This is a genomic window from Pseudomonas sp. W15Feb9B (genome assembly GCF_000828175.1).
Lineage (GTDB): Bacteria > Pseudomonadota > Gammaproteobacteria > Pseudomonadales > Pseudomonadaceae > Aquipseudomonas > Aquipseudomonas parakoreensis.
Map to the genome: position 1 here is coordinate 36,188 of NZ_JTKF01000009.1, position 23,634 is coordinate 59,821.

18 protein-coding genes and 3 tRNA genes are annotated in these 23,634 nt (G+C 61.2%); 19 read left to right on the top strand and 2 right to left on the bottom strand.

The annotated features are described in order from the left end of the window. Positions 1-16: 16 nt before the first annotated feature. Together OC71_RS06620 and OC71_RS06625 are read right to left on the bottom strand one after the other, a co-directional pair. The gene (locus OC71_RS06620; RefSeq protein ID WP_041066032.1) at positions 17-3,295 is read right to left on the bottom strand and encodes a PAS domain S-box protein; all 3,279 of its coding nucleotides are present in this window, start codon (positions 3,293-3,295) and stop codon (positions 17-19) included. Between the two features lie 68 nt (positions 3,296-3,363). Further along, positions 3,364-4,254: a LysR family transcriptional regulator gene (locus tag OC71_RS06625; protein WP_041066034.1), complete on the bottom strand. Its 891-nt coding sequence runs from the start codon at positions 4,252-4,254 to the stop codon at positions 3,364-3,366. 141 nt (positions 4,255-4,395) lie between these two features. On the opposite strand from OC71_RS06625, the gene leuC reads away from it, so the two are divergent. The 19 genes from leuC (at position 4,396) to OC71_RS06720 (ending at position 23,460) form a co-directional block, all read left to right on the top strand. After that, positions 4,396-5,814 carry a 3-isopropylmalate dehydratase large subunit gene (gene leuC, locus OC71_RS06630; RefSeq protein WP_041066037.1) on the top strand — a complete coding sequence of 473 codons (1,419 nt, stop codon included), beginning with the start codon at positions 4,396-4,398 and terminating at the stop codon, positions 5,812-5,814. A gap of 13 nt (positions 5,815-5,827) precedes the next feature. Then, a complete protein-coding gene (leuD, locus tag OC71_RS06635) occupies positions 5,828-6,472 on the top strand; it encodes a 3-isopropylmalate dehydratase small subunit (RefSeq protein ID WP_041066040.1) in 645 nt (214 codons plus the stop codon). Between the two features lie 128 nt (positions 6,473-6,600). Beyond that, a complete protein-coding gene (locus OC71_RS06640; RefSeq protein WP_041066042.1) occupies positions 6,601-7,368 on the top strand; it encodes a class I SAM-dependent methyltransferase in 768 nt (255 codons plus the stop codon). A gap of 54 nt (positions 7,369-7,422) precedes the next feature. Further along, positions 7,423-8,505: a 3-isopropylmalate dehydrogenase gene (gene leuB / locus OC71_RS06645; RefSeq protein ID WP_041066045.1), complete on the top strand. Its 1,083-nt coding sequence runs from the start codon at positions 7,423-7,425 to the stop codon at positions 8,503-8,505. A 66-nt stretch (positions 8,506-8,571) separates the two neighbouring features. Next, positions 8,572-9,684, top strand: a complete 1,113-nt coding sequence (gene asd, locus OC71_RS06650) for an aspartate-semialdehyde dehydrogenase (RefSeq protein WP_003226428.1) — start codon at positions 8,572-8,574, stop codon at positions 9,682-9,684. A 214-nt stretch (positions 9,685-9,898) separates the two neighbouring features. Continuing rightward, a complete protein-coding gene (locus tag OC71_RS06655) occupies positions 9,899-10,909 on the top strand; it encodes an aspartate-semialdehyde dehydrogenase (RefSeq protein WP_041066047.1) in 1,011 nt (336 codons plus the stop codon). A gap of 208 nt (positions 10,910-11,117) precedes the next feature. Next, positions 11,118-13,751 (top strand): FimV/HubP family polar landmark protein, encoded by a 2,634-nt coding sequence (locus OC71_RS06660; protein WP_041066050.1) that lies wholly within the window; start codon positions 11,118-11,120, stop codon positions 13,749-13,751. A 242-nt stretch (positions 13,752-13,993) separates the two neighbouring features. Further along, positions 13,994-14,818, top strand: a complete 825-nt coding sequence (gene truA, locus OC71_RS06665) for a tRNA pseudouridine(38-40) synthase TruA (protein ID WP_041066053.1) — start codon at positions 13,994-13,996, stop codon at positions 14,816-14,818. Between the two features lie 65 nt (positions 14,819-14,883). Then, a complete protein-coding gene (locus tag OC71_RS06670; RefSeq protein WP_041066055.1) occupies positions 14,884-15,528 on the top strand; it encodes a phosphoribosylanthranilate isomerase in 645 nt (214 codons plus the stop codon). A 200-nt stretch (positions 15,529-15,728) separates the two neighbouring features. Next, a complete protein-coding gene (gene accD, locus OC71_RS06675; protein ID WP_041066058.1) occupies positions 15,729-16,649 on the top strand; it encodes an acetyl-CoA carboxylase, carboxyltransferase subunit beta in 921 nt (306 codons plus the stop codon). Further along, complete coding sequence (gene folC / locus OC71_RS06680) at positions 16,646-17,953, top strand: bifunctional tetrahydrofolate synthase/dihydrofolate synthase (RefSeq protein ID WP_041066062.1); 1,308 nt, start codon at positions 16,646-16,648, stop codon at positions 17,951-17,953. The genes accD and folC overlap by 4 nt, the downstream gene beginning before the upstream one ends. Beyond that, positions 17,937-18,602, top strand: coding sequence for an SPOR domain-containing protein (locus tag OC71_RS06685; RefSeq protein ID WP_041066065.1), 666 nt, complete (start codon positions 17,937-17,939; stop codon positions 18,600-18,602). The genes folC and OC71_RS06685 overlap by 17 nt, the downstream gene beginning before the upstream one ends. Before the next feature lie 98 nt (positions 18,603-18,700). Further along, positions 18,701-19,261, top strand: a complete 561-nt coding sequence (locus OC71_RS06690; protein WP_007961197.1) for a CvpA family protein — start codon at positions 18,701-18,703, stop codon at positions 19,259-19,261. A gap of 41 nt (positions 19,262-19,302) precedes the next feature. Then, on the top strand, positions 19,303-20,808 hold the full coding sequence (gene purF / locus OC71_RS06695) for an amidophosphoribosyltransferase (RefSeq protein ID WP_003226416.1): 1,506 nt from the start codon (positions 19,303-19,305) through the stop codon (positions 20,806-20,808). Between the two features lie 73 nt (positions 20,809-20,881). Beyond that, entirely contained in the window at positions 20,882-22,093 is a 1,212-nt protein-coding gene (locus tag OC71_RS06700) for an O-succinylhomoserine sulfhydrylase (RefSeq protein WP_041066068.1), read from the top strand. Next, positions 22,090-22,866, top strand: coding sequence for an SDR family oxidoreductase (locus OC71_RS06705; RefSeq protein WP_041066071.1), 777 nt, complete (start codon positions 22,090-22,092; stop codon positions 22,864-22,866). Before OC71_RS06700 ends, OC71_RS06705 begins: the two co-directional genes overlap by 4 nt. A 216-nt stretch (positions 22,867-23,082) precedes the next feature. Next, a tRNA-Val gene (locus tag OC71_RS06710) sits at positions 23,083-23,158 on the top strand. A 54-nt stretch (positions 23,159-23,212) separates the two neighbouring features. Continuing rightward, positions 23,213-23,289: transfer RNA gene (locus tag OC71_RS06715), tRNA-Asp, on the top strand. A gap of 94 nt (positions 23,290-23,383) precedes the next feature. After that, positions 23,384-23,460, top strand: a tRNA-Asp gene (locus OC71_RS06720). Positions 23,461-23,634: the final 174 nt, after the last annotated feature.

Genomic DNA, 23,634 nt, shown 5'->3' on the forward strand with positions numbered 1-23,634 from the left:
CCCTTTTTTGTGCTCGTCATTCGAGCATCTTTTTCAACGCCTCCAACGCCACCGGCCGACTGTGCAGATAGCCCTGATACAAATGGCAGCCCAGCCCTTGCAGGAACGCCAGTTGTTCCGGCGTCTCCACGCCTTCGGCAATCACCTCCAGTTCCAGGCTGCGGGCCATGGCGACGATAGCGCGGATGATCTCGGCGTCGTTGGGGTCGGTGGTTGCGTCGCGGATGAACGACTGGTCGATTTTCAGAGTATCGACCGGCAGGCGCTTGAGGTAAGTCAGCGATGAATAGCCGGTGCCGAAATCGTCCATGGCGAAGCTCACGCCGAGTTTTTTCAGGCGACGCATTTTGCTGATGGTGTCTTCCAGGTTCTGGATGACGATGCCTTCGGTGATCTCCAGTTTCAGCAGCGAGCAGGGCAGGCCGTGGCTGCTCATGCTGTGTTCGATGCGTTCGACGAAGTCGTTCTGGCGGAATTGTCGTGGGCTGATGTTCACGCACAGGCTGAAGTTGAGCGGGTCGACCAGTTTCAGCGCGATCAATTGTTTGAACGCCTCGCAGGCCTCGTCGAGGATCCAGGTGCCGACTTCCAGAATCAGGCCGCTGTCTTCCAGCACCTTGATGAATTCGGTGGGCGATTGCGCGCCCAGTTCCGGATGGTTCCAGCGCACCAGCGCTTCGGCGCCAATGATGCGGTTGTCCTGTGCGTCGACCTGCGGTTGGTAGTGCACGTTGAATTCGCCACGGGACAGCGCCAGACGCAAGTCAGTCTCCATGCGCAGCCGTTCGCTGGCCGCTTTCTGCATGGTGTTGTGGTACATCTGCGTGGTGTTGCGCCCGGAGTCCTTGGCCCGGTACAGCGCAATGTCGGCGCGCTTGAGCAGGTCGGTCGGGGTCGAGCCGTGGTCGGGAATCAGCGCCACGCCGATACTCGGTGTCACTTGCAGGCGCTGGCCGTCGAGGAACATCGGCTCCGACAGCAGCTCGCGAATGGTGTCGGCCAGTTCTCGCACTTGCGCGCTGACCTCGTTGCGCGTGCCTTCGAGGCCGCTGAGCAGTACCACGAATTCATCGCCGCCGAGACGCGCCACCGTGTCCTCCATGCGCACGCTGGCTTCAAGCCGCGCGGTGATGATTTTCAGCACCGTATCGCCGACCGGATGACCCAGCGAGTCGTTGATGTGCTTGAAGTGATCGAGGTCGAGGAACAGCAGTGCACCGCGCAGGTTGTGGCGCTTGAGCAGGGCAATCTGCTGGCTCAGGCGATCCATCAGCAAGGCGCGGTTGGGCAGATTGGTGAGCGGGTCGTGATAGGCCAGGTGGCGGATCTGCGCCTCGGCATTTTTCAGCAGGCTGACGTCGCGCGCGGTCAGCAGCAGGCACGCGGTTTCGTTGAGGGTGATCGGTTCGATCGACACCTCCACCGTCAGCAACTCGCCGCGCTTGTTGCGTCCGAGCATTTCCTGATGATGCACGCGACCCTTGATCTGCAGTTCGGCGAGCAGCGCCGAGCGTTGTTTCTCTTCGGCCCAGATGCCGATCTGATACACGGTCTTGCCCACCACCTCGTCGGCGCGATAGCCGGTCAGGCGGCAAAAACCGTCGTTGACCTCCAGATAGCGCCCGGTGTCGCGCTCGGTGATGGTGATCGCGTCGGGGCTGGAGTGGAACGCCTTGGCGAATTTCTCTTCGCTGGCCTTGAGTGCGGCCTCGGAGCGTTGCTGTTGAGTGATGTCGCGCAGGGTGGTGACGATGCACGGCTGATTGCCGACGCTGATCTGCCGACTGGAAATCACACACGTCAGCGACTGGCCGTCCTTGTGCTGGACGATGATCGCGACATTGCTCAGGCCCTGTTCGCGGATGACGCGTTCGATGCGTTGCAGGCTCTTTGCCGAGGCGTCCCACAGGCCGATGTCCTCGGCGGTGCGCCCGATCACGTCGGCGGCGCTCCAGCCGAAGGTCTGGGTGAAGCTGTTGTTGATTTCGATGAACTCGCCGCTGTCCTGACGGGTGACGCAAATCGGGTCCGGACTGACCTGAAACAGCGTGGCGAATTTCTCTTCCGAGGCCACCAGGCGTTGCTCGCGCTCGACCTGATCGGTGATGTCCAGCAAGGTCCCGGCCATGCGCAGCGGCGCGCCGTTCTCGTCGCGGTAGAGGCGGGCGCGGCTTTCCAGATAACGTGAGCTGCCGTCGGGCAGTTGCACGCGATAAGTCAGCTGATAGTTGCCGGCCGGGCCCTCGCGCAGGCTGCGGTAGGCGTCGCGCATGCTGTCGCGCTCCTCACCGGGCACGCCTTCGAAAAACTCTTCGAATGACTCGTGAAACGGGATCGGTTCCAGCCCATGCAACTGCGCGGCCCGCGCCGAGCCGTAGAGCATGCCGCTGGGAATGTGCCAGTCCCAGGTGCCGAGCTGCGCCGAATCCAGCGCCAGATCAAGGCGTTCCTGACTGTCTTTCAAGGCGTGTTCGGCGGCTTTGCGCTCGGTGGTGTCGAGGAACGTGCTGAGCAGATACGGCTGGCCTTCGAGCTCGACCTTCTGCGCGCTGAGAATGCCGTCATGAATCTGTCCGTTGCTGGCGCGAAACTGCACTTCCATGCTGACCAGTTCGCCTTTGGCCTTGGTCTTTTTCACCAGTTCGGCACGTTGTTCGGGGTGTACCCACAGGCCCAGCTCCAGAGTGGTGCGGCCAATGGCGCTCTGCACCGGCCAACCGAACAAGCTTTCGAAATACTGGTTGGCCTCGCTGATCAGGCCGTCTTCCTGGCGCGTCAGCAGCACCATGTTCGGGCAAAGATGAAAGAGTGTGGCGAAACGTTTCTCCGAGCTGCTCAGGGCCTGCTCGCGTTGACGCTGGTGGGTGATTTCGCGAATCACCCCGATCATTCGGGGACGGCCGTTTTTGTCCGGCAGCAGGCTGCCGCTGATTTCCAGCCAGTGCAGGCTGCCGTCGGGCCAGCGGATACGGTGGTGCATCGCCTGTTCCAGCGGCGCGCCGGCAATCACCGCGTGGAAGGCGCGCACGGTTTTCGCCCGGTCTTCGGGCGGCAGCAGGTCGAGATATTCCAGATCCTGGGGCAACGGTTGACGTGGATCGAAGCCGAACAGCGCCTGAGTGCCCCGTGACCAGCTGATCTGACCACGCTCGATGTCCCAATACCAGGCGCCGAGCCGGGCGCCGTTGAGTGCGGCGAGCAGTTGCGGCGCACTCTCCCAGCTCTGCTCGGAACGTCGCGGATCAATGGCCTGAATACGCGGCATCGGCGGAATTCGGTCAACAGATTTCGGCATTGTTAACAGGCCTTGAGCTGATGGTGGCGTTAGGCACAGGGACAGCGGCTCTATAGGAGTAGCACAAGTTAGCCGGGAGTCCCTGGCAGATCGATTTGCGCATCCAGCAAGGCCATGAAAGCCCTTGCCGCATTCGACAGCGTCCGTTCGGTGTGCACGATATAGCCTAGCTGGCGACTGAGCTGTATGCCCGGCAAAGGTATGCGCGCCACCTGTTCGTCAAGCATGGTACGGGGCAGAACACTCCAGGCCAGTCCAATGGACACCATCATCTTGATGGTTTCCAGGTAGTTGGTGCTCATGGCGATGTTCGGCGTCAGCCCTTGGGCTTCGAACAAGCGTTGGACAATGTGATGAGTAAAGGTGTTGCCGCCGGGAAAAACTGCCGGATGACCGGCAACGTCCGCCAGGCTCACGGCGCCATTGCTGATCAGCGAATGCTCCGGCGCTACCACGAAATCCAGCGGGTCGTCCCACACCGGCGTGGCTTTGACCAGCGTGTGCGGCTCCGGGGCCAGAGTGATTACCGCCAGCTCGGCGCGGCCGTGGAGAATTTCCTCGTAGGCCACTTCCGAATCGAGGAACTGAATATCCAGCGCCACTTGTGGGTAGCGGCGGGTGAATTCCCTCAAGAGTGGCGGCAAACGGTGCAAACCGATGTGGTGACTGGTGGCCAGGGTCAGGCGGCCGCTGACTTCGCCGGTCAGGTTGGTCAGGGCGCGGCGGGTATCATCCAGCACGTTGAGAATCTGGTAAGCCCGGGGCAACAGGGCGCGGCCGGCTTCGGTGAGGCCGACTTCACGACCCAGGCGGTCGAACAGTCGCACGTTCAATTGTTGTTCCAGCCCGGCGATGCGTTTGCTGATCGCCGGTTGGGTCAGATGCAGGCGTTCCCCGGCGCCGGAGAAGCTGCCGGTCTCGGCAATGGCGATAAACGCATTGAGGTTGGCCAGATCCATGGTTCGTATTCCAGTTGGTTATCCAAAGCATAAAAAATATGAATTTGAGTTATTTAATGTAACCCCATAGGATCGGCCTCACAAGCCAAAGGGTTATTGATAAGCCCAGGGCATAGAAACAAGCTGATGAGGAACCGTCTGATGGCCGGCAAAACGCTCTACGACAAGCTCTGGGATTCGCATTTGGTCAAGCAGCGCGACGATGGCTCGGCGCTGATCTACATCGACCGTCACATCATCCACGAAGTGACCTCGCCGCAAGCCTTCGAAGGCCTGCGTCTGGCCGGGCGCAAGCCGTGGCGCATCGATGCCAACATCGCGACCCCGGACCACAACGTACCGACCACACCGGAGCGCAAGGGCGGCATCGCCGCGATTGCCGACCAGGTCTCGCGTTTGCAGGTTCAGACCCTCGATGACAACTGTGATGAGTACGGCATCGTCGAGTTCAAGATGAACGACATCCGTCAGGGCATCGTCCACGTGATCAGCCCGGAGCAGGGCGCAACCTTGCCGGGCATGACCGTGGTCTGCGGCGACTCGCACACCTCGACCCACGGTGCCTTTGGTGCCTTGGCGCACGGGATCGGCACTTCCGAGGTCGAGCACGTGCTCGCCACCCAGTGCCTGGTCGCCAAGAAGATGAAAAACATGCTGGTACGCGTCGAAGGCCAGTTGCCGTTCGGCGTGACGGCCAAGGACATCGTCCTCGCGGTGATCGGCAAGATCGGCACCGCCGGCGGTAACGGCCATGCCATCGAATTCGCCGGCAGCGCGATTCGTGATCTGTCCGTCGAAGGCCGCATGACCATCTGCAACATGTCCATCGAAGCCGGCGCCCGCGTGGGTCTGGTGGCAGCGGATGAAAAGACCGTCGAGTACGTCAAGGGCCGTCCGTTCGCGCCGAAAGGTGCGCAGTGGGATCAGGCGGTTGAAGCCTGGAAAGACCTGGTCTCCGACGCTGATGCCAAGTTCGACACCGTAGTTGAACTCGACGCTGCGCAGATCAAGCCGCAAGTCAGCTGGGGCACTTCGCCTGAAATGGTGCTGGCCGTTGATCAGAACGTGCCGGATCCGGCCAAAGAGATGGATCTGGTCAAGCGCGATTCGATCGTCCGCGCCTTGAAATACATGGGTTTGAGCGCCAATCAGGCGATCACCGACATTCAGCTGGATCGCGTGTTCATCGGCTCCTGCACCAACTCGCGCATCGAAGACTTGCGCGCTGCGGCCGTGATCGCCAAGGGTCGCAAAGTCGCTTCGACGATCAAGCAGGCAATCGTCGTACCGGGCTCGGGTCTGGTGAAGGCGCAGGCGGAAGCCGAAGGTCTCGACAAGATCTTCCTCGAAGCCGGTTTTGAGTGGCGTGAGCCGGGTTGCTCGATGTGCCTGGCGATGAACCCGGACCGTTTGGAGTCCGGCGAGCATTGCGCCTCGACCTCCAACCGTAACTTCGAAGGCCGTCAGGGCGCCGGTGGTCGTACCCACCTCGTGAGCCCGGCCATGGCCGCTGCGGCGGCGGTGAACGGTCGTTTCATCGACGTTCGTGAATTGATCTGAAGGAGAGCGCAGCATGAAAGCTTTTACCCAGCACACTGGTCTTGTCGCGCCTCTGGATCGTGCCAACGTCGACACCGACCAGATCATTCCCAAGCAGTTTTTGAAGTCGATCAAGCGCACCGGTTTCGGCCCGAACCTGTTCGACGAGTGGCGTTACCTGGATGTCGGCCAGCCGTACCAGGACAACTCCAAGCGCCCGTTGAACAAGGATTTCGTGCTCAATGCCGAGCGCTATCAAGGCGCCAGCGTGTTGCTGGCCCGTGAGAACTTCGGTTGCGGCTCCAGCCGTGAACACGCCCCGTGGGCGCTGGAAGAATACGGTTTCCGCAGCATCATCGCGCCGAGCTACGCCGACATCTTCTTTAACAACAGCTTCAAGAACGGCTTGCTGCCGATCATTCTGAGCGACGCTGAAGTTGATGAACTGTTCAAGCAGGTCGAGGCCGAGCCGGGCTATCAGTTGCAGATCGATCTGCACGAGCAGACCGTGACCAGCCCGAACGGCAAGGTGTACCACTTCGAGATCGACGCGTTCCGCAAGCATTGCCTGCTCAATGGTCTGGATGATATCGGCCTGACCTTGCAGGACGGCGATGCGATTGCCGCGTTCGAGGCCAAGCATCGTGTGAGCCAGCCTTGGTTGTTCCGCGACGCATAAGATTGATGTAGTCAGGGCTGGCCCCTTCGCGAGCAAGCTCGCTCCCACATTTGAAATGCATTCCCCTGTGGGAGCGGGCTTGCTCGCGAAGAGGCCGGCCCAAACAACACAAATGCCAGGAAGTGACTATGACCAGCACCGCCCAGCACAGTCAGGTTGTACAAAAGCAATTCGGTGAACAGGCCGCCGCCTACCTGAGCAGCGCTGTTCACGCTCAAGGCACCGAGTTCGCGCTGCTACAGGCTGAACTGGCCGGGCAGGGCGAAGCCCGGCTGCTGGACCTGGGTTGCGGCGCCGGTCATGTGAGTTTTCATGTGGCGCCGCTGGTCAAGGAAGTGGTGGCCTACGACTTGTCGCAGCAAATGCTCGATGTGGTCGCCGCCGCAGCGGTTGATCGCGGTTTTGCCAACATCTCCACGGTCAACGGCGCCGCCGAGCGCCTGCCGTTTGCCGATGGCGAATTCGATTTCGTGTTCAGCCGTTATTCGGCGCACCATTGGAGCGACCTCGGCGTGGCCCTGCGTGAAGTGCGTCGGGTGCTGAAACCGGGTGGTGTGGCGGCGTTCGTTGACGTGTTGTCACCGGGCAGCCCGTTGTTCGACACCTATCTGCAGAGCGTTGAAGTGCTGCGCGACACCAGCCATGTGCGCGATTATTCTGCCGGCGAGTGGCTGCGTCAGGTCAGCGAGGCCGGGCTGCATACCCGCAGCACCACGCGTCAGCGTCTGCGTCTGGAGTACAGCAGCTGGGTCGAGCGCATGCGCACGCCCGAGGTGATGCGCGGGGCGATCCGCCAGTTGCAGCAGTCGATGGGCAACGAAGTGCGCGAATATTTTGAGATTGATGCCGACGGCTCGTTCAGTACAGATGTAATCGTATTGATGGCTGAGCGATAAGAATTTTTCCGGGCGCGCCCTGAGTGGCGCACCGACTGATGACATGAGGAAAGCATGAGCAAGCAGATTCTGATTCTCCCAGGTGACGGTATTGGTCCGGAAATCATGGCCGAAGCGGTCAAGGTGCTGGAGCTGGCCAACGACAAGTACAGCCTGGGCTTCGAGCTGAGTCATGATGTGATCGGTGGTGCCGCCATCGACAAGCACGGCGTGCCACTGGCCGACGAAACCCTCGACCGCGCCCGTGCTGCCGACGCCGTCCTGCTGGGCGCCGTGGGCGGTCCGAAATGGGACGCCATCGAGCGCGACATCCGCCCTGAGCGCGGCCTGCTGAAGATTCGTGCGCAACTGGGCCTGTTCGGCAACCTGCGTCCGGCGATCCTCTACCCGCAACTGGCCGACGCTTCGAGCCTGAAGCCGGAAATCGTGGCCGGTCTGGACATCCTGATCGTCCGTGAGCTGACCGGCGGCATCTACTTCGGCGCGCCACGCGGCACCCGCACCCTGGAAAACGGCGAGCGTCAGTCCTACGACACCCTGCCGTACAGCGAGAGCGAGATCCGCCGTATCGCCCGCGTCGGTTTCGACATGGCCATGGTTCGCGGCAAGAAGCTGTGCTCGGTGGACAAGGCCAACGTGCTGGCGTCCAGCCAACTGTGGCGTGAAGTGGTCGAGCAGGTCGCCAAGGATTACCCTGAAGTCGAACTGAGCCACATGTACGTCGACAACGCCGCCATGCAACTGGTGCGCGCACCGAAGCAGTTCGACGTGATCGTCACCGACAACATGTTCGGCGACATTCTCTCCGACGAAGCCTCGATGCTTACCGGATCGATCGGCATGCTGCCGTCGGCTTCGCTGGATTCGAACAACAAGGGCATGTACGAGCCTTGCCACGGTTCGGCGCCGGACATCGCCGGCAAAGGCATTGCCAACCCGTTGGCGACCATTCTGTCGGTGTCGATGATGCTGCGTTACAGCTTCAATCTGCACGACGCGGCCGATGCCATCGAGAAAGCCGTCAGCGTGGTGCTGGATCAAGGCTTGCGTACCGGTGACATCTATTCGGCCGGTTGTACCAAAGTCGGAACGCAGGAAATGGGTGACGCAGTAGTCGCCGCGCTGCGGAATCTGTAATCTCTCGGGCCCGCTGCGAAATTCAATACAAAGCAGCGGCCCACTTTTCAAGAAGGTGTAGTTGCGATGAAACGTGTAGGTCTGATCGGTTGGCGCGGCATGGTCGGTTCCGTGCTCATGCAGCGGATGCTGGAAGAGCAGGATTTCGATCTTATCGAGCCGGTGTTTTTCACCACTTCCAATGTCGGTGGCCAAGGCCCGTCCGTGGGCAAGGACATTGCTCCGCTCAAGGACGCTTACAGCATTGAAGAGCTGAAAACCCTCGACGTGATCCTGACCTGCCAGGGCGGCGACTACACCAGCGAAGTGTTCCCGAAGCTGCGCGAAGCCGGCTGGCAGGGTTACTGGATCGACGCGGCGTCCAGCCTGCGCATGAACGATGACGCCGTGATCATTCTCGACCCGGTCAATCGCAAGGTCATCGACCAGCAGCTGGATGCGGGCACCAAGAACTACATCGGCGGCAACTGCACCGTCAGCCTGATGCTGATGGGCCTGGGCGGTCTGTTCGAGGCCGGTCTGGTCGAGTGGATGAGCGCCATGACGTATCAGGCGGCCTCCGGTGCCGGCGCGCAGAACATGCGTGAACTGATCAAGCAGATGGGCGCGACCCACGCCGCTGTCGCCGATCAACTGGCCGACCCGGCCAGCGCGATCCTCGACATCGACCGTCGTGTGGCCGAAGCCATGCGCAGCGACGCGTACCCGACCGAGAACTTCGGCGTACCGCTGGCCGGCAGCCTGATCCCGTGGATCGACAAGGAACTGCCGAACGGCCAGAGCCGTGAAGAGTGGAAGGCCCAGGCCGAGACCAACAAGATCCTTGGCCGCTTCAAGAGCCCGATCCCGGTCGACGGTATCTGCGTGCGCATCGGCGCCATGCGTTGCCACAGCCAGGCGCTGACCATCAAGCTGAACAAAGACGTGCCGATCGCCGACATCGAAGGGCTGATCAGCCAGCACAACCCTTGGGTCAAACTGGTACCGAACAACCGCGACATCAGCATGCAGGAGCTGAGTCCGACCAAGGTCACCGGCACCCTGAACGTCCCGGTGGGTCGTCTGCGCAAGCTGAACATGGGCTCGCAATTCGTCGGTGCCTTCACCGTCGGCGACCAACTGCTGTGGGGCGCGGCCGAACCGCTGCGTCGCATGCTGCGGATCCTGCTTGAGCGTTGATCGCTTGATGTAATGAAAGAACCCGTGCCTTGTGAGAGGTGCGGGTTTTTTTATGGCATTTTAAAAGATCGCAGCCTTCGGCAGCTCCTACAGAATCGGGTTCACACGCAACTCCTGTAGGAGCTGCCGAAGGCTGCGATCTTTTGCTCTAAATTGCCGAACCGCCAGTCACCCGGTAAAGTGCCGCTCCCCCCGTTTCGCCAGAGGTAGAGCCATGACCCAGACCCTTGATATTGCCGTCGTCGGCGCCACCGGTACTGTCGGCGAAACCCTCGTACAGATTCTCGAAGAGCGCGACTTTCCGGTCGGTAACCTGCACCTGCTGGCCAGCAGCGAATCCGCTGGCAGCTCGGTGCTGTTTCGCAACAAGAACGTGCGCGTGCGGGAAGTCGACGAGTTCGATTTCAGCAAGGTCAAACTGGTGTTCTTCGCCGCTGGCGCTGCCGTTTCCCTGAGCTACGCGGCGCGTGCCCACGCGGCCGGTTGCTCGCTGATCGACCTGTCCGGCGCATTGCCGGCCGAGCAGGCGCCGCAAGTGGTGCCGGAAGCCAACGCCGAGGTCATCGCCGGTCTGAGCGCGCCGTTCCAGATCAGCAGCCCAAGCCCGTCGGCGACGACGCTTGCCGTGGTGCTGGCGCCGCTGCTCGATTTGCTCGACCTGCAATACGTCAACGTCACCGCCAATCTGGCCGTATCCGCCCAAGGTCGCGAAGCTGTGACCGAGCTGGCGCGGCAGACCGCCGAGTTGCTGAACATGCGTCCGCTGGAGCCGACCTTCTTCGATCGGCAGATGGCCTTCAACCTGCTGGCCCAGGTCGGTACGCCGGACGCTCAAGGCCACACGCTGCTGGAAAAGCGCCTGGTGCGCGAGCTGCGTCAGGTGTTGGCGCAGCCTTTATTAAAGATTTCCGCTACTTGCGTTCAAGCCCCGGTGTTTTTTGGCGATAGCTATAGCGTGACCTTGCAGTCAGCGAGCGCGGTCGACCTGGAAAAGGTCAACGCCGCACTGGAAGACGCACCCGGCATCGAGCTGGTTGAAGCCGGCGATTACCCGACAGCGGTGGGTGACGCGGTGGGGCAGGACGTTGTCTATGTTGGCCGTGTGCGCGCCGGTGTCGACGACCCGGCGGAACTTAATCTGTGGCTGACGTCAGATAACGTACGCAAAGGTGCGGCCCTCAACGCTGTGCAGGTTGCTGAATTGTTGATAAAAGACCTGCTGTAAAAGATACTTGGCAACAATTTGTCGACTGATTCTAGGTGAGCGCTATGCTTGCCCGGAGCACTTGATAACGTGTCACCCTCCGGGACTTTCCGGGGCATCAAAGAAATGATCGCGCGCGGCTTGTGTCGTCGTCGCGCGCAATGCCTTACGGCAGCGGCAATCAACATCTTCTCGCTGGCCGAGGAACGTTCAAACAAAGGATGAGGCTATGGTTCAAGTTCGCAAACTGGTGTTAGCAATAGCGGCCGCCTCGGCGCTGTCCTCCGGTATGGCGCATGCCCTCGGGCTCGGGGAGCTGACCCTGAAGTCGACCCTGAACCAGCCGCTGGTGGCCGAGATCGAGTTGCTCGACGTCAAGGATCTCACCGCTGCCGAAGTGGTGCCGAGCCTGGCTTCACCCGAAGATTTCGCCAAGGCCGGTGTTGATCGCCAGGCCTTCCTCAACGACCTGACGTTCACCCCGGTGCTCAACGCCAGCGGCAAAAGCGTGCTGCGCGTGACTTCGAGCAAGCCGCTGTCGGAACCGATGGTGAAATTCCTCGTGCAGGTGATGTGGCCCAACGGCCGTCTGCTGCGCGATTACAGCGTGCTGCTGGATCCGTCGAAATTCTCGCCACAGACCGCTGATGCCGCCGCGCAACCGGCACCGTCGCAGACCATCACCGCACCGACCACCGGCGCCACGCACCCGTCGCAATACACCACCACGCCGCGCGACACTCTGTGGGAAATTGCCGCGAAGGCGCGCACCGGCGGTTCGGTGCAGCAGACCATGCTGGCGATTCAGGCGCTCAACCCGGATGCGTTCATCGACGGCAACATCAACCGGCTGAAAACCGGTCAGGTGCTGCGCCTGCCGGACTCGGTGGAAAGCACCGCGCTGCCGCAATCGAAAGCGATTGCCGAAGTCGCCGCGCAGAACGAAGCCTGGCGTCAGGGTCGTCGCTATGTGGCCAAGCCGGGTACCGGCCAGCAGCAGCTCGATGCCACCAAGCGTGGTCGCAGCAATGTCGGCACCGGCCAGAATTCCAAAGACAACTTGAGCCTGGTCTCCGCCGAAAGTGCCAAGGCGCGGGGCAAAGGCCCGGCCGGCGATGCCAAGGCCTTGAGCAACAAACTGGCGGTGACTCAGGAAAGCCTCGACACGACCCGTCGTGACAACGAAGAACTGAAAAGCCGCATGGCTGATCTGCAAAGTCAGCTGGACAAGCTGCAGCGCCTGATCGAGCTGAAAAACAATCAACTGGCGAAGATGCAGGCCGAGGGTCCGGGCACTGCGCCAGCCGCCACCGCTGCCGTACCGGCGATCACCGCCGAACTGGCCGCAACGCCGCCAGCGACGCCGGCGGAGGCCGCACCTACCCCGGAATCGGCGATTGCGCCACCGGTCGACACGCCTGCCGAGACGCCAGTGGTTGCGCCAAAACCGGTAGTCGATGAAGACAAAACCTTCAATGAACTGCTGACCAATCCGATCCTGCTGGGGCTGATCGGCGGCGGTGCGGTGGTGCTGCTGCTTCTGCTGTTGCTGCTGGCCCGTCGCCGCAAAGCCCAGCAGGAAGCCGAGAAACACCTGCGCATGGCCCGCGCGTTGGCTGAAGAGCAGGAGTTCTCTGCCGAGCAGGATCTGCCGGAAAGCAGCTTCGAAGGTCTGGAAACACCTGCCGCCAGCGTCAAGCTCAACACCCCGGCATCTGCGCCAGCGCCTGCTGCGGTAGTGGCTCCGGTGGTGATGGCCGAGCCGATTGCCGCGCCATTGGTCGCGCCGGCCGCCGAGCGTTCCGATGACGTGCTGGACAAGGCTCAGTCGCATATCAATGCCGGTCGCTTGAATCAGGCTGCCGCGCTGCTGGAAGAGGGCGTCAGTCTTGAACCGCAACGCAGTGATCTGCGGCTGAAACTGATGGAAGTTTATGGTCAACAGGGTGACCGCGATGCGTTCGTCGGTCAGGAGCGCCAGCTGGTGGCCAATGGCGACAACTTCGCCAAGGTCGAAGAGCTGAAAAAACGCTTCCCGGCCATGGCTGTAGTCGCGGTTGCGGGGCTGGCTGCAGCGGCGGCCGCTGCCGAACTCGATGCGCAATACGTCAAGGAGCTGCTGCTTGACGAGCCAGAGGCGCCTGCACCTGAGCCTGCGGCAGATGATCTGGACAGCGCGTTCGATCTGAGTCTGGACGACCTCGACAACATCTCCCCGGTTGAGCCTGCGCCTGTCGTCGCACCTGAAGCTCCGGTGGAGCTGGACGAATTCCCGGCTGACGACGATCTGAGCTTTGAGTCGGTGCTGCAACAGCAGACCGAAATCAAAGAGAATCTCGACGACTTGTCGGATTTCGACCTCGATCTGGACCTCGGTGCCGAGCCTGCGCCAGCCCCGATGGCTGACCTGGCGGACGATGACTTCCTGCTGGATCTGGACGAAGGCGTGAAAGACCTGTCGCCGGCCGAGCCTGTGGTCGCCAGCGAAATGCCACAGGACGATCTGGAGCTGCCCGCCGATTTCGATCTGTCGCTGGCCGACGAAATGGACACCAACCCGGCCGAACCGGATGCCTTCGCGGCAGAGCTGGATGACGTCAACGCCGAGCTGGATCGTCTGTCGCAGAGCATCGCCGAGCCGACCTTCACCGAAGCCGACGCGGCCATGGGCGATGAACTGGGCGAAGACGACTTCGACTTCCTCGCCGGCACCGACGAAGCCGCCACCAAACTCGATCTGGCCCAGGCCTACATCGACATGGGCGACAATGACGGCGCGCGCGACATCCTCAACGAGGTGTTGACCGAAGGTGACGAGAAGCAGCGGGGCGAGGCCAAGGAAATGCTTTCGCACCTGGCTTGAGTCAGCGGTAAATCAAAAACGGCAGCCCGATCAAGGCTGCCGTTTTTGTTTGCTTTTTAATATCAAAAGATCGCAGCCTTCGGCAGCTCCTACAGAGGAACGTAATCTCATGTAGGAGCTGCCGAAGGCTGCGATCTTTTGATCTTGAAACTGGCATCCCCGACCCACAGCCTTATAATGCCCGCCTTTGTACATCAGCAGGCTGTCCCACCTTGGCAAACATAGATAATCCGGCCGCCGAAATGGCACCCGAAGGCTTTTACCGCGTGGCACTGGGCGTCGAGTACAAAGGCTCGCGCTACAGCGGCTGGCAGCGTCAGTTGACCGGCGTGGCCACGGTGCAGGAAGAGCTTGAAAAAGCCTTGTCGAAAGTCGCCAATTCGCCGATTTCGCTGCAGTGCGCCGGTCGCACCGATGCCGGGGTGCATGCGTGCGGGCAGGTGGTGCACTTCGACACGCCGGTCGATCGTTCGCTGAAAGCCTGGGTGATGGGCGCCAATATCAATCTGCCCCACGACATCAGTGTCAGTTGGGCGCGGGTGATGCCGGCGCATTTTCATGCGCGGTTCAAAGCCATCGCCCGACGTTACCGCTATGTGATCTACAACGATCAGATTCGTCCGGCGCATCTCAATGAGGAGATCACCTGGAACCACCGCCCGCTCGACGTCGAGCGTATGGCGCAAGCTGCGCAATATCTGATTGGCACCCACGATTTCAGTGCGTTCCGTGCCGGCCAGTGCCAGGCCAAGTCGCCGATCAAGAAGATGCATCACCTGCGCGTGACCCGGCACGGCAAGATGATCGTGCTCGATATCCGTGCCAATGCGTTCCTGCACCACATGGTGCGCAACATCGCCGGTGTGCTGATGACCATCGGTGCCGGCGAGCGCCCGGTGGAGTGGATGAAGGAAGTGCTGGAGAGCCGGGAGCGGCGCTCCGGTGGCGTGACAGCGCATCCGTATGGATTGTATCTGGTACAGGTCGAGTATCACGACGAGTTCCCGCTGCCCGAGCGTTTCATCGGGCCACATTTCCTTACGGGTTTCTCGGACCTTGACGGCTGACGCCTCCCGACGCTTTTGTTACCATCCGGGACTTTCCCGGTTTTTACCTTGAGGTTTTTATCGACATGTCAGCCGTTCGCAGCAAGATTTGCGGGATTACCCGCATAGAGGATGCGTTGGCAGCGGTCGAGGCCGGGGCGGATGCGATCGGTTTCGTGTTTTATGCAAAGAGTCCGCGCGCAGTGAGCGTGCAGCAGGCAAGGGCGATCATTCAGGCTTTGCCGCCCTTCGTGACGACGGTGGGCTTGTTCGTCAACGCCAGTCGCTGTGAATTGGGGGAAATCCTCGATGCCGTGCCGCTGGATCTGTTGCAGTTCCATGGCGACGAGACCGCTGAAGAGTGCGAAGGCTGGCATCGTCCGTACATCAAGGCATTGCGGGTCAAGGCCGGCGACGACATCGCGGCTGCCGTCGATGTTTATCCGAGTGCCAGCGGTGTGCTGCTCGACACCTACGTCGAAGGTGTGCCCGGCGGAACCGGTGAGGCGTTCGACTGGTCATTGATTCCGCAGCAATTGAGCAAGCCGCTGATCCTGGCGGGTGGCCTGACCCCGGAAAACGTCGCCGACGCTGTGGCCCGGGTCAAACCGTACGCCGTCGATGTCAGCGGCGGGGTAGAGGCGAGCAAGGGCATCAAGGATCCTGCGAAGATCCGCGCGTTCATCAATGCCGTACGCAGCAGCTCGCAGGGAGCGTCTACTTCGATGTGACGGCTGGCAGTCTGCCGCCGTCCATCAATGCACTTGCACAAAGCAGGCGAGGCTGAGGGTTTCTGGAGTTGCACGCAGGTCATGTTTCGCGCTGACCGCGGCGTTCCACCAACCATCGCCACACACATGAATTTAGCTGAAGGGCATACGCGGGGCTGCGAACCAGAGCGTTCGGGCCGCCGGTACTGGAGAAAGAAAGCATGAGCAACTGGTTGGTAGACAAACTGATCCCTTCGATCATGCGGTCGGAGGTCAAGAAGAGCTCGGTGCCTGAAGGTCTGTGGCACAAATGCCCGTCCTGCGAGGCTGTGCTGTATCGCCCTGAGCTGGAAAAGACCCTGGATGTTTGCCCCAAGTGCAACCACCACATGCGCATCGGCGCACGGGCGCGTATCGACATCTTCCTGGATGCCGAAGGCCGCAACGAGCTGGGCGCAGACCTGGAGCCGGTTGACCGTCTGAAATTCCGCGACGGCAAGAAGTACAAGGACCGTCTGGTCGCTGCACAGAAGCAGACCGGCGAAAAGGACGCGCTGATCTCCGTCAGCGGCACCTTGCTGGGCATGCCGGTGGTGGTCTCGGCGTTCGAATTCAACTTCATGGGCGGTTCCATGGGTGCCATCGTCGGTGAGCGCTTCGTGCGCGCCGCCAACTACGCCCTGGAAAACCGTTGCCCGATGATCTGCTTCGCCGCCTCCGGTGGTGCGCGCATGCAGGAAGCGCTGATCTCGCTGATGCAGATGGCCAAGACGTCGGCCGTACTGGCGCGTCTGCGTGAAGAAGGCATTCCGTTCATCTCTGTGCTGACCGATCCGGTCTACGGCGGTGTTTCTGCCAGTCTGGCGATGCTCGGCGACGTGATCGTCGGTGAGCCAAAAGCCCTGATCGGCTTCGCCGGTCCGCGCGTGATCGAGCAGACCGTGCGGGAAAAACTGCCGGAAGGCTTCCAGCGCAGCGAGTTCCTGCTGGAGCATGGCGCAATCGACCTGATCATCGATCGTCGTGAACTGCGTCCACGCCTGGGTAATCTGCTGGCGCAGCTGACCGGCCAGCCGACACCGACCTATGTCGCCGCTCCTGTCGAGCCAATCGTCGTTCCACCGGTGCCTGCCAACGTATGACCGAACGTACCCTTGGCGAATGGCTCGCCTACCTTGAACAGTTGCATCCATCGGCCATCGACATGGGGCTGGAGCGTTCGCAACAGGTAGCGTCCCGCATGGGACTGGGCCAGCCGGCGCCTCGGGTGATCACGGTCACCGGCACCAACGGCAAGGGTTCGACCTGCGCTTTCGTGGCTTCATTGCTACGGGCGCAGGGCCTGAGCGTGGGTGTCTACAATTCTCCGCACCTGCTGCGTTACAACGAGCGGGTGCAGCTCAATGGCGTCGAAGCCACTGACGCACAGCTGTGCGAGGCCTTCGCTGCAGTCGAGGCCGGGCGAGGCGACACTTCCCTGACTTACTTCGAAATGGGCACCCTGGCGGCGTTCTGGCTGTTTCAACAGGCAAAACTTGACGCTGTGGTGCTGGAAGTCGGTCTGGGCGGGCGTCTGGATACGGTCAATGTGGTAGATGCCGATGTCGCGCTGGTCACCAGCATTGGCGTTGATCATGCCGAATACCTGGGTAACACCCGTGAATCCGTGGCTTTCGAGAAGGCCGGGATTTTCCGTCAGGGCAAACCTGCCTTGTGTGGTGACCTGAATCCTCCGCAACCGTTGCTCGACAAGGCGCGCGAATTGGCGTGTCCGTTTTTCCTGCGTGGGCGTGATTTCGACCTGGGTGTCACTGACCAGCATTGGCAATGGCGCGGTACCGATGCGCAAGGCCTGCAGGTCGAACTGCATGATTTGCCGTTGCTCGATCTGCCGATGGAAAACGCTGCGCTGGCCTTGCAGGCGTATCTGTTGCTCGGTCTGCCTTGGGATGCGTCGCAGATCGTTGCAGCCTTGCAGGCGACTCGCGTGGTCGGGCGTCTGGATCGTCGCTCCTTTGACTTCAATAGCAAGCGCCTGAACCTGCTGCTGGATGTGGGACACAACCCGCACGCGGCGGAGTATCTGGCGCGGCGTCTGGCCAGTCGGCCTCTGGCGGGCAAACGTCTGGCGGTGTTCGGCTTGCTGGCCGACAAGGATCTGGATGGTGTTGTCGGCGAATTGAATGCTAGTGTCCAGCATTGGGCGGTCGCGCCGCTGGATTCGCCGCGTTCGCGCCCGGTCAGCGAATTGCACGCCGGGTTGCAGAACCTTGGCGCATCCGTCACGTCCTATGACAGTGTCGCGGCGGCGCTGGAAGGGCAGTGCGCAGCGGCCACCAGTGACGACGAGATTCTGTTGTTCGGATCATTTTATTGTGTCGCCGAGGCCCTTGAATGGCTGGCCCGGCGCTCCACGGAGGAAGCGGCAAATGGCTTTGCTGGATAAAGCGTACAAGCAGCGCATGGTTGGCGCCCTGGTGCTGGTGGCACTGGCGGTGATTTTCCTGCCGATGCTGTTTTCCCGCCAGGACGAGCAACGTCAAGTGACAGTCGAGGCGCCATCTGCACCGCAAGCGCCGGCTGTGCCGCAAGTGCAGCTCGAGCCGGTGGCCGTGCCTGAGCCGCAAGCGCTGCCGCAGGAGCCGGTACCGAGCGATGACGAAGTGGCCGAGCAATCGGCGCCGTCGATGCCGATTGCCGCAGCACCTGCACCGGCACCCGCGCCGACCCCGGCTCCGGCAGCCAAACCGGTTGCGCCTGCGCCCGTTGCCAAACCTGCTCCGGCACCGGCTCAGCCGATTGCTGCGGCTGCGACCAAACCTGACACCGCGCAAAGCCGGGTCGATGCGAACGGTCTGTCGGTCAGCTGGTCGGTGCAACTGGCCAGCCTGTCGAGCCGAGAGGGCGCGGAATCGCTGCAGAAAACCCTGCGCAGCCAAGGCTACAACGCTTACATCCGTTCCGCCGATGGCAAGAATCGGGTGTTCGTCGGGCCGCTGATCGAACGTGCCGAGGCTGATCGCCTGCGGGATGTGTTGAGCCGTCAGCAGAACCTCAAGGGTTTTGTCGTGCGCTTTCAGCCCGAGCGCGGCTAGGATCTATCGATTCGATTGAAATGCACTGAAAATCGCAGCTTACCGACAGCGGTGCGCTCTGCTAAAATGCGCCGCCTTATCCGTCTGTAGGCTGCACTGTGCCATTTACCCTGGTTGACTGGGCGATCGTTGCAATCATCGCCATCTCCGCTTTGATCAGTTTGAGCCGCGGCTTCGTCAAGGAAGCATTATCGCTGGTGACCTGGATCATCGCAGGAGCGGTTGCCTGGATGTTCGGTGGCTCACTGTCCGAGTACCTCGCCGGATACATCGAAACCCCATCGGCTCGCGTGATCGCGGGCTGTGCCATCATGTTTGTCGCCACACTGATCGTGGGCGCAATGATCAATTATCTTATCGGCGAGTTGGTGCGCGTGACCGGGTTGTCTGGCACCGACCGATTCCTGGGCATGGCCTTCGGCGCGGCGCGTGGCGTGTTGCTGGTGGTCGTGGCAGTCGGGCTGTTGAGCCTGGGGCCGGTACAGCAGGACGGGTGGTGGAAAGAATCACAGCTCGTGCCAAAGTTTCTATTGGTCGCCGACTGGTCCAAAAACCTGATTCTCGGGTGGAGCAGTCAGTGGCTTGCCAGCGGAATCAGCGTACCCGCTGATATTCCGTTCAAGGAGCAACTCTTGCCTTCGGCCAAAACGCCTCAGTGAGTGTTGTTCAGTTCAGATCCATTAAGTAGGGGTTGCGTCGCATGTGTGGCATCGTCGGTATCGTCGGTAAGTCGAACGTCAATCAGGCGCTGTATGACGCGCTAACCGTGCTCCAGCACCGCGGCCAGGACGCTGCCGGTATCGTGACCAGCCATGATGGCCGGTTGTTCTTGCGCAAGGACAATGGTCTGGTGCGTGACGTGTTTCAGCAGCGTCACATGCAGCGCCTGGTCGGCCACATGGGTATCGGCCACGTGCGTTACCCGACCGCCGGCAGCTCGACCTCGGCCGAAGCGCAGCCGTTTTACGTCAACTCGCCTTACGGCATCACCCTGGCGCACAACGGCAACCTGACCAACGTTGAACAGTTGGCCAAGGAAATCTACGAATCCGACCTGCGTCACGTCAACACCAGTTCCGACTCGGAAGTGCTGCTTAACGTGTTCGCCCATGAGCTGGCCCAGCGCGGCAAGCTGCAGCCGACCGAAGAAGACGTGTTTGCCGCCGTGACCGACGTGCACAACCGTTGCGTCGGCGGTTACGCGGTGGTGGCGATGATCACCGGTTACGGCATCGTCGGTTTCCGTGACCCGCACGGCATCCGTCCGATCGTGTTTGGCCAGCGTCACACCGACGAAGGCGTCGAGTACATGATCGCTTCCGAAAGCGTGTCGCTGGACGTGCTCGGTTTCACCCTGATCCGCGATCTGGCCCCGGGCGAAGCGGTCTACATCACTGAAGACGGCAAGCTGCACACCCGTCAGTGCGCGACCAACCCGTCCCTGACCCCGTGCATCTTCGAACACGTTTACCTGGCGCGTCCGGATTCGATTATCGACGGCGTGTCGGTTTACAAGGCGCGTCTGCGCATGGGCGAGAAACTCGCCGAGAAGATCCTGCGCGAGCGTCCGGAGCACGACATCGACGTGGTCATCCCGATTCCGGACACCAGCCGCACCGCCGCGCTGGAGCTGGCGAACCATCTGGGCGTGAAATTCCGCGAAGGTTTCGTCAAGAACCGTTATATCGGCCGGACCTTCATCATGCCGGGCCAGGCGGCGCGCAAGAAGTCGGTTCGCCAGAAGCTCAACGCCATCGAGCTGGAATTCCGCGGCAAGAACGTGATGCTGGTCGACGACTCGATCGTGCGCGGTACCACCTGCAAGCAGATCATCCAGATGGCCCGTGAAGCCGGCGCGAAAAACGTCTACTTCTGCTCGGCGGCCCCGGCCGTACGCTTCCCGAACGTTTACGGCATCGACATGCCGAGCGCTCACGAACTGATCGCACACAACCGTTCGACTCAGGACGTGGCGGATCTGATCGGCGCAGACTGGCTGATCTATCAGGACTTGCCTGACTTGATCGAAGCGGTCGGTGGCGGCAAGATCAAGATCGAAAACTTCGATTGCGCGGTGTTCGACGGCAAGTACGTCACCGGCGACGTCGACGAGGCTTACCTGGACAAGATCGAGCAGGCACGCAACGATGCTTCCAAGGTCAAGACCCAGGCGGTCAGTGCGATCATCGATCTGTACAACAACTGAGTTTCTACCGGCCCTGAGGGGCCGGTTTTGTATCTGACTTTTAATTTTCAAGAACAGGGCAAGGAGTGACAGCATGAGTCAGGAATGGGATGCCGGTCGGCTGGACAGCGACCTCGAAGGCGTAGCGTTCGATACCCTGGCCGTACGTGCCGGTCAGCACCGTACGCCGGAAGGCGAACACGGTGATCCGATGTTCTTCACTTCCAGCTACGTGTTCCGTACCGCCGCCGACGCGGCCGCGCGCTTTGCCGGGGAAGTGCCGGGCAACGTTTACTCGCGTTACACCAACCCGACCGTGCGCGCGTTCGAAGAGCGTATCGCTGCGCTGGAAGGCGCTGAGCAAGCGGTCGCCACTGCCACGGGCATGGCCGCGATCATGGCGGTGGTGATGAGCCTGTGCAGTGCCGGCGATCACGTGCTGGTGTCGCGCAGCGTGTTCGGTTCGACCATCAGCCTGTTCGAAAAGTACTTCAAGCGTTTCGGCGTGGAAGTTGATTACGTGCCGCTGGCCGATCTGTCGGGTTGGGAAGCGGCAATCAAGCCGAACACCAAGCTGTTGTTCGTCGAGTCGCCGTCCAATCCGTTGGCCGAGCTGGTGGATATCAGCGCGCTGGCGGAAATCGCTCACGCCAAAGGCGCGATGCTGGTGGTCGACAATTGCTTCTGCACGCCTGCCTTGCAGCAACCGCTGAAACTCGGTGCGGACATCGTCGTGCACTCGGCGACCAAGTTCATCGACGGCCAAGGCCGTTGCATGGGCGGGGTGGTGGCCGGTCGCAGCGAACAGATGAAAGAAGTCGTCGGCTTCCTGCGCACCGCCGGGCCGACCCTCAGTCCGTTCAATGCGTGGATCTTCCTCAAGGGCCTGGAAACCCTGAACCTGCGGATGAAGGCGCACTGCGCCAACGCTCAGCAACTCGCCGAGTGGCTGGAGCAGCAGGACGGTATCGAGAAAGTCCATTACGCCGGGCTCAAGAGCCATCCGCAGCACGAGCTGGCCCAGCGTCAGCAGAAGGGCTTCGGTGCGGTAGTCAGTTTCGAGGTCAAGGGCGGCAAAGAGGGCGCATGGCGCTTTGTCGACGCCACCCGCTTGATCTCGATCACTGCCAACCTTGGTGACAGCAAAACCACCATCACCCATCCGAGCACGACCTCCCACGGCCGTCTGGCGCCGCAGGAGCGTGAGGCGGCGGGGATTCGTGACAGCCTGATCCGCATTGCGGTCGGTCTGGAAGACGTGGCCGACCTGCAGGCCGACCTGTCGCGCGGTCTGGCGGCGTTGTGATCGAGTTGTCGACGCCGACGGCGGGTACCCATGGCCGCGTGGCGCTGGTCACCGGCGCCGCGCGTGGCATCGGTCTTGGCATCGCGGCCTGGCTGATCAGCGAAGGCTGGCAAGTGGTGCTGACCGATCTTGATCGGGCACGCGGTTCGAAAGTGGCGAAGGTGCTGGGCGAGAATGCCTGGTTCATCGCCATGGACGTGGCGGATGAAAGTCAGGTGGCATTGGGTGTTGCTGAAGTGCTTGGGCAATTCGGTCGTCTCGATGCGTTAGTGTGCAACGCGGCGGTGGCTGATCCGCACAATATCACCCTGGAAAGTCTGGATCTGGCGTACTGGAATCGGGTGCTGGCAGTGAATCTCAGCGGGCCGATGCTGCTGGCCAAGCACTGCGCGCCGTATCTGCGCGCGCACAACGGCTCGATCGTCAATCTGGCCTCGACCCGTGCGCGGCAGTCGGAGGCAGATTCCGAGGCGTATGCGGCGAGCAAGGGCGGGTTGTTGGCGCTGACCCATGCGTTGGCGATCAGTCTTGGGCCGGAGATTCGGGTCAACGCGGTCAGTCCCGGCTGGATCGATGCGCGGGATCCTTCTGCGCGTCGAGCTGAGCCGCTGGCCGATGCCGATCATGCGCAGCATCCGGCGGGCAGGGTAGGGACGGTCGAGGATGTGGCGGCGATGGTTGCGTGGCTGTTGTCGCGCAATGCCGGGTTTGTGACCGGGCAGGAATTCGTCGTGGATGGTGGCATGACGAAAAAGATGATCTACAGCGAGTAGATCTCCTTTTTCTACTGAATTTGCGTTGAATGAACTGACGTCTTCGCGGGCAAGCCCGCTCCCACATGAGGAATGCATTTCTCTGTGGGTGCGGGCTTGCTCGCGAATGCAGTCTTGCAGGATGGAAACAATTTCGTCTTTTTCAGAAAAACTTCAATCCTGCTATTGACTTAGGTTCGCTACCTGCGTAAATTTCGCGGCCTCGGAGATGCAAACGGGTGATTAGCTCAGCTGGGAGAGCGTCTGCCTTACAAGCAGAATGTCGGCGGTTCGATCCCGTCATCACCCACCACTCCCGAGAAACTTGCGAAAGCAAGAGGTAGGCTGAAAGTGCCTCCACCGACGCGCAGCGGTAGTTCAGTCGGTTAGAATACCGGCCTGTCACGCCGGGGGTCGCGGGTTCGAGTCCCGTCCGCTGCGCCATATTTTACGAGTCAGACATTGTCTGGTTCGCGATTGAAAAGCACCGAAGCTTTCAGTCAAAACGAGTTAATTGAGCGCAAGCTCAAAGCGATACGCAGCGGTAGTTCAGTCGGTTAGAATACCGGCCTGTCACGCCGGGGGTCGCGGGTTCGAGTCCCGTCCGCTGCGCCATATCTGTTTCAAGGACCACTGAACGCCTTGAAACACCGAAAGCAACAGCTGGTTGTTTCGGAATCGATAGCAAAGACCCTGGTCGAAAGACCGGGGTTTTTTGTGTCTGAAATTTGGCTTTCCTCTCTTCCTCCCTCCTCAATCCAGCGCAAATCCCTGTGGGAGCGAGCCTGC